Consider the following 6,602-nt stretch of genomic DNA (forward strand, 5'->3'; position numbering starts at 1 on the left):
CACCGCATCATCAAACCGGCGGATTTACAGCATGTTCAGACCGGCGCCGACAGGGCGAGCCGCCTCAAGCCCACGGCCTCCTTGAACGGTGCCCCAACTGCGGCAGATATCATGTGAACAACGCCGACGAGATGGTTAATGAGGAGCGTCCGATGGAAGCCTCGGGGTTCCTGCTGTCGCCGACACAAGTGCTGACCGCCGACCCGCTTGTGCACCCGCGATTCGTGAAAGACATGGTGGTCCGGTCCGGCAGCGTCTCGGTCAAGGCGAAGATCTCCGGCTTCGCCATGCAGCAGAATGCCATCTTTCTGGAACTGAGTGAGCCGCTGCCGGGGACCAGGCCGTTGGTTTTTGACGCCGCCGCGAAAGGGCCGTACCTGGCGGTCACTTGCAAGAATCTGAACGGCGAATGGGCGGTCAACGTCGCCGCGATGCCCCTGAGCGTCACCTCGACGGTCTCGAATCGGCGATTCTGCGCCGCCCCGTCCCAGTGCCTCATTGTGACGAGGGAAGGCACGCCGGTCGCCGTCTGCATGAAGGACGAGGTGTCGGCCGACGAGACGTGGAAGGGCTCGCCGCAGCAGTGGGACGCCATGTCCGCCCAGGACATGGAGGCGGCACTCAAGGCGCTCGAGGACCGCTGCAGCCGATGCCTGCTGCGCGTGGCGCTGAGCTTCCGCAGCCCGAAATCGCAGGGGCAGGAGCGATATCGCTACTCGTATTCCTACTACGGTGAGGACAGCGAGGATGCGGACGCCACGGAGCGCAACGTGATGGGGCTGCTCCTCGACGAGAAACGCGTGATGGTGCTTGCTCAGCTTGAGGCCAAGGTCACCGCGAGGCTCGAACGCGTGGTGGTACACCCTGCGGAAGGCAAACCGGTGCCGGCCAAGTTCGACTGCTCGTTGACCGATTACGGCTGTCTGCTGGTTACCCTGGAAACGCCGCTGGAGGGCGCCGTTCGCACCTCGCAACGCCCGATTCTTGAATACCGAGACCAGGTGCTGCTATCCGCCGACGTCTCCGTGAAAGGCGAGACGCGCATCGGCTACTACGGCCATCAGCGCATCGCCGCTTTCGCGACCGGCTGGAAACAGCGGGTGTATCCCGAGTCGGCGGGCGACATGCGCGGCGTCTTTCTTTTCGACAGGGATCTGTTGCTGGTGACTCTCCCGATCGCCAGGCGTAAGAAGGTGACCTTGCGACAGGAATACTCATACTCATCAGGTGAGGTGCAGATGACGCCGGCGATGTACGTTCAGGAGGCCCTTGCCGATCTCCCCAACCAGATCGATTTGAACAATGTTCCCCTGAGCGAGGAGGAGGAAAACCGGCTGGCATGGCTGGGGGTGGAGTTGCAGGCCCTCAACCGGGAGCTGGCACGGGCCAACAACGTATCCGACCTCACCGGGGACGGCCGGAGCGGGGCGCTGGTCACCTTCGTGCATCCCGATTCGCCCGCAGCGAAGGCCGGCATCGAGGCAGGATACATTCTGATCCGGCTTCACGTCGAGGGGCACCCCAAGCCGCTCGAGGTGCGACTGAGTGACGACCGCTACGGCGGGGACGAATCTTTCCCGTGGGACCGCCTCGACGAGATCCCGGCCGAATACTTCGAGCAGTTGCCCAAACCGTGGCCGGCCGCTGAGAACAGCTTCACCCGGGCGCTGACCGACCTCGGATTCGGCAAGAAATACACCGCCGAGTTCTTTCACGAAGGCAAAGTCATCAACAAGGAATTCGAGGTGGTGGTCAGCCCTCCTCATTTTGACTCGGCGCCCCGGTTCAAGTCGGAATCACTGGGAATGACGGTGCGCAACCTGACCTATGAGGTTCGCCGCTACTTTCAGAAAAAAGACGATGACCCGGGCGTGATCGTGTCGAAGATCGAACCCGGCGGCAAGGCCTCGGTGGCGGGGATGATTCCCTACGAGATCATTACCCACGTGAACGACAACGCAGTCACGAATGTCAAGGACTTCGAGAGACTCATTTCCGACCAGAAGCAACTGCGTCTGTCGGTCAACCGGAAAACACAGGGCCGGATCGTCAAGATCGACATGACGACGCCGGCGGGCGGCAAAGGGTTGGCGGACAAGCTGCGGTCATCGCTGCGACGGCCGAGAGCGGAGACCGCGCCGACCGAAGAGGCGACGACGCAGTCGCGCGAGTGAGGCGACCGAACGGTGACGCATCAGGACAGCATCAGCATCCGCACGTCGGGTCATCGGGACATGCACGATATCACCGAGCAGGTCTCGCGAATCGTGCGCGAGTCGGGCATCCGGACGGGGATCGTCCACCTGTTCAACGTGGGCAGCACCGGTGCGCTGGGCACGATCGAGTTTGAGCCGGGCCTCCGGCACGACTTGCCCGAGCTGCTCGACCGGCTGATTCCGCCGAGTCGCGATTACGGCCATGAGGCAGCGTGGAATGACGGCAACGGACACTCGCACCTGCAGGCCAGTTGGCTTGGTCCGGATCTGACCGTGCCGGTCAGCAACGGCCGGCTCGCGCTGGGCACCTGGCAGCAGATCTTTCACCTTGAGTGCGACATCAAGCCGCGCCAGCGCCAGATCGTGGTGACGGTGACTGGGGAAGGATGAAAGCTGAAGGATGAGTCAAGGACGACATTCGTCGGCGCACACCCTGCGCCGCTCGACCATCGTGACACGCTCACCCGTCGGCACTGCCGTGATTCGCCAGCGAGATGGCGGCCCGAGCACATAGCATCTGTCAAACTCCGCGTTCCGTTCCTAAGGCGGACCGCCTTTGTGCCGGCCGCAACCCAAGCGCACTGCCATCCAGAAACATGCGCGCAAGCCACACAGATGTCCGGCTGAAAGGTTCTATTCAGTCTCCCTTGCTGCGGATGTCCGAATGTTGGTCTGCGGATGCTTGCGGTTCTGATCCTGTCGTTCGAGGGGGTGATGCATGAAACCAGTGCCGAACCATCGCGACCCCGGACAAGACGAAAAGAAAAGCCATGTGCAGGGGAGGAATGTCGGCGTCACGCGGGAGTGCCCAAGCCATGGCCGCCGCGAAGGAACACAGAAGCGCTGCCAGGCTCAACCATTTGACCAGCGAAGAGGTGCGAACGAACAGCAGCATAAATGGGCTCACTAGGGCCACCAGTGAAAGGCAGCACATGGCTCCCGCGTGGATATCATCTGCGTTGTTCATTCAAGCCTCCGGCATCCTCCTGATTTCTCCGCTGACATGCGTGGTCTTCGCAGCAGACGTGCAGTCGCCCGGTTTCTGCACCACCGGAAAGACGTCCTTGACGGAGCGGATGTGAATGTCCTGTTGCGGGAAGGCGATCTCGATGCCGGCGGCGCGAAAAGCCTTGTCGATGGCGTTGAGGAGGGCATGCTTTACGCTGAGCAGGCGGTCGACACCCTCGATGAACACCCGCAACTCGAAATCAAGCGAGCTGGCTCCAAAGCCGATGAAGAAGGCCTGCGGGGCGGGGTCCCTGAGCACCTCGGGATGCTCCGCGGCGACCGCTCGCAGGATCCGTTCCACCTGAGCAGTGTCCGAGCCGTACGCCACGCCCACCGGAATGACGATCCGCAGCGACTGGTCGGACAACGTCCAATTGATCACCTTGCCGGTGACGAACTCCTTGTTGGGAATGATCAACTCCTTGCGGTCCCAGGTGATGATGGTCGTCGCCCGGATCTGAACGCGACTGACTGTTCCGCTGACGTCGCCGACGGTCACGGTGTCGCCGACGCGAACCGGCCGCTCAAAGAGCAGTATCAGGCCGGAGACGAAGTTGGCGAAGATCTCCTGCAAACCGAAACCCAGACCGACGGTCATCGCGGCGATCAGCCAATGCACGTTGGTCCAACTGATGCCCGCGAAGCTGCAAGCCACCACGGTGCCCACCGCCAGGATCAGATACCGAACGACGGTGACGATTGCGTATCGCTCGCCGGACTTCAGCGGCAGATGGGATAATACGGTGATTTCCAGGAAGGCGGGCACGTTCTTGGCGGCGATGATCGTCATAACCGCGGTCACGACGACCAGGACCAGATCGACCAGCGTGATGGCCGTCTCGGGCCGAGGCGAGTACAGCGTGATGTTCCGCAGATAGTTGATCGCCGGGAGAATATCGGCCCAGATCAGCCAAAGGCCGACGGCCAGAGCCAACCCCAGTGCGGCGCGGAACAGGTGCTGAGTCTGCTGGCTGAGGGCTGCAATGTCGAGTTCCGGCTCGGCTTCCTCCACAACGGCCGTATCAGTTTCGGGTTGGCTGCCGTCGCGGGCCTGCTGCGCCTGTTTCTCGGCCAGACGCTTGCGGGCTTGGGCAATCGCCAGCCGGCGGTGGGTCAGGAACAGCCATCGAAGTATCAAGCCGCGAAGAACCAGCATGCCAAGCGCGAACCACGCCGTTCGGTAGACCCGGGCCATAAGCTGAAGGGACGTGTAGTAGTATCCGGCGACGGTGAGGACTGCCAAGACGATCGGGATACCCACCAGACATGAGTACCAGAGAACCCGGTAGCGATCCATCGGCCCACCGCGATGGCGGGCGATGCGGCCGGCGAAGATGCCGCTGCCCGGTCTGAACACCCTGGCGGCAAAGACGGCGAACGCAGCCAAGACGATCAGGAAGGCAAGCCGGGACACGGAATCCTTCCAGTCGGCGACCACCTGCCATTGTTCGACGAAACCGATAACGAAGGTCATCAACATGCCGATCAGCAGCAGCCATCCCAGGTTCCACCGGGCCACCTTCAGGGCGCCCGGGGGCCAACCGAGGTGAGCCTCGGCCAACCCTTTGGGCCGCAACAGCTCGCGGATGCCGCCGACGATCAGCAGCCATGCGGCCACCCGGGCCAAGGTCAGGCCGATCGTCTTGGTGGTTTCAGAGGTCGACACCGCCGCGCTGAGCCGCCAGGACAGCAAGAAGGGCACAACCGATAATGACAAAGCCAACATGAGAGTACATACCAACGCCGCCGCCGTCGGGGCGAACGAGGTGTTCAGCTTCTGTCGAGCCCTCTCACCGCTCAGTTCAAGCAGCCGTCGAAACCGGGGGCGGGCTGCGATCAACAGCACCGCCACCAGCACGCCGAGACTCACCTGGAGCGGATGAGCCCGCGCGTCCCGGACCAGGGATCTCGCCGCGTCGCCCCATTCCGCCTCCTTCAGCAGCCATTTCGCCGCGTCCCAGGCATCGAGCAGGCTTGAAAAACGCATCTCCTCGTGGCTGCGCAACCACAGAATATGCTGATTGATGAAACGCAGATACTCTTCGGTCTCCCTAATCAGCGACTCGGTGACGTCCTGGAGGTCGATCAACCGACCGGCGTAGGTGCCGTTGTCGGTGATCAGCGACTGGAGGTAATCCCGCTCATTCTCGTAAAGCTTCGTCAATTCCTCCTCAAACCATTTTCGACCTTCGACAAAGGCCGGGTCAAACTGGAGCATGTCTCTTGAAACCAGAGAGGGAATGTCGACCAGCAAGTCCCTCTGTTTTCGCAAGTCAAGCAGCTCCAGCTCGACTTCGGCGATCGTCTCGTGCTGCAACTCGACCCCTCGCCGGAGAGTGCTTACCTTGGGGAGCTCGGTTCGCTCCTTTCGAAGCAATTGTCCCATGGCCTTGGTCACGCCCGCGGCCTGAACCTTTTCGCGCACCGTCTCGGCGTTTCGCTTCATCCGGTCCAGCAGATTCTTCCGGGCGTTGTATTCTTGAACCACCTGTTCAAGCTTTCTTCCAAGCTCCTGTCGTCGCTTGAGGAGCGTCATGTTTCCCTCGGCCAAGGCCGCGATTCGTCTGGCCACCGGATGAGTTTCGGCATCCGCTCGCCGCCTGGCTTCTTCCGCTTCGCGCACCTGCCGTGCGGTTTCCTCCTGCCGTTGTTGGGCAATCATCTCCTGCCAGAGCCGGATCAGTTTCTCTTTCTGAGACACCTGGCGGATGGCCAGGTCTCGCTGAACCGAGAGCAGGTCGCTTGTGGCCTCATAGCTGGCCAGCTCTCTGTCGTATGCGGCCAGCTCGGCCTGTCGGGCCTTGGCACGGGCCTGGACGTAGACGCTGAAGGCCATGGTCAGCGCCGCCGGTCCCTGGGGCTCGACCACGGAGGCCGTTTCTTTGCTGATCTCTTCCCGGCGAAGCCTGATTTCGGTGCGGCGGTCGAGCCTGCGTCTGGGTTCTTTGTCGAGATCGGCCAAACGCTGCTTGCTCCTTTCCAGGTCCGTTTCGGCCTTGGCAAGCTCCTGTCTGAGCTGTTCCAGAGTCCTCCCGGCTGCCTCGGACGAGATGGCGGGTGACTCCGGAGCTTTCCTCAGTTCGTCCCGAGCGGTCTGGAGTTGCACGGGGGCATCCTGGACGATCTTCTGATAATCAGCGCTCTTGCGTGCCCATTCGTCCGCGGATTGCAGCTCTCTGATCGCCAGGTTGCAGTACTCGATCGCCTTGGCCCGCGTGGGCTCGTCCAATTGCGTGTCCAGTTGCAGGCGGCTGATCCGGGCCTGAACCGCCTGAATGGTCAGCCCGGTCGCGTCCGTCACCGCCGGCTCGGTGGTCGGCGCACTAGCCCCAAAACAAGCGAACTCCGGTGGCAGTTTTGCGCGATCGGCGGCCGATC

At 62.2% G+C, this 6,602-nt stretch carries 4 protein-coding genes; 2 read left to right on the forward strand and 2 right to left on the reverse strand.

All coding sequences use genetic code 11. The annotated features are described in order from the left end of the window. Window positions 1-113: 113 nt before the first annotated feature. The gene (locus PLL20_21165; protein HPD32512.1) at window positions 114-2,174 is read left to right on the forward strand and encodes a hypothetical protein; all 2,061 of its coding nucleotides are present in this window, start codon (window positions 114-116) and stop codon (window positions 2,172-2,174) included. Window positions 2,175-2,186: 12 nt separating this feature from the next. Continuing rightward, window positions 2,187-2,606 (forward strand): secondary thiamine-phosphate synthase enzyme YjbQ, encoded by a 420-nt coding sequence (locus tag PLL20_21170; protein ID HPD32513.1) that lies wholly within the window; start codon window positions 2,187-2,189, stop codon window positions 2,604-2,606. Between the two features lie 247 nt (window positions 2,607-2,853). Here PLL20_21170 and PLL20_21175 read toward each other — a convergent pair whose 3' ends face one another. Beyond that, window positions 2,854-3,183, reverse strand: coding sequence for a hypothetical protein (locus PLL20_21175; protein HPD32514.1), 330 nt, complete (start codon window positions 3,181-3,183; stop codon window positions 2,854-2,856). After that, window positions 3,184-6,525 carry a mechanosensitive ion channel gene (locus PLL20_21180; protein HPD32515.1) on the reverse strand — a complete coding sequence of 1,114 codons (3,342 nt, stop codon included), beginning with the start codon at window positions 6,523-6,525 and terminating at the stop codon, window positions 3,184-3,186. Between the last annotated feature and the right edge of the window lie 77 nt (window positions 6,526-6,602).

It is taken from the genome of Phycisphaerae bacterium (genome assembly GCA_035384605.1).
GTDB lineage: Bacteria > Planctomycetota > Phycisphaerae > UBA1845 > PWPN01 > JAUCQB01.

What these genes read in the sequence shown, in the direction of transcription:
- PLL20_21175 (HPD32514.1), bottom strand. Translation starts at nt 3,183, where the DNA reads ATGAACAACGCAGATGATATCCACGCGGGAGCCATGTGCTGCCTTTCA.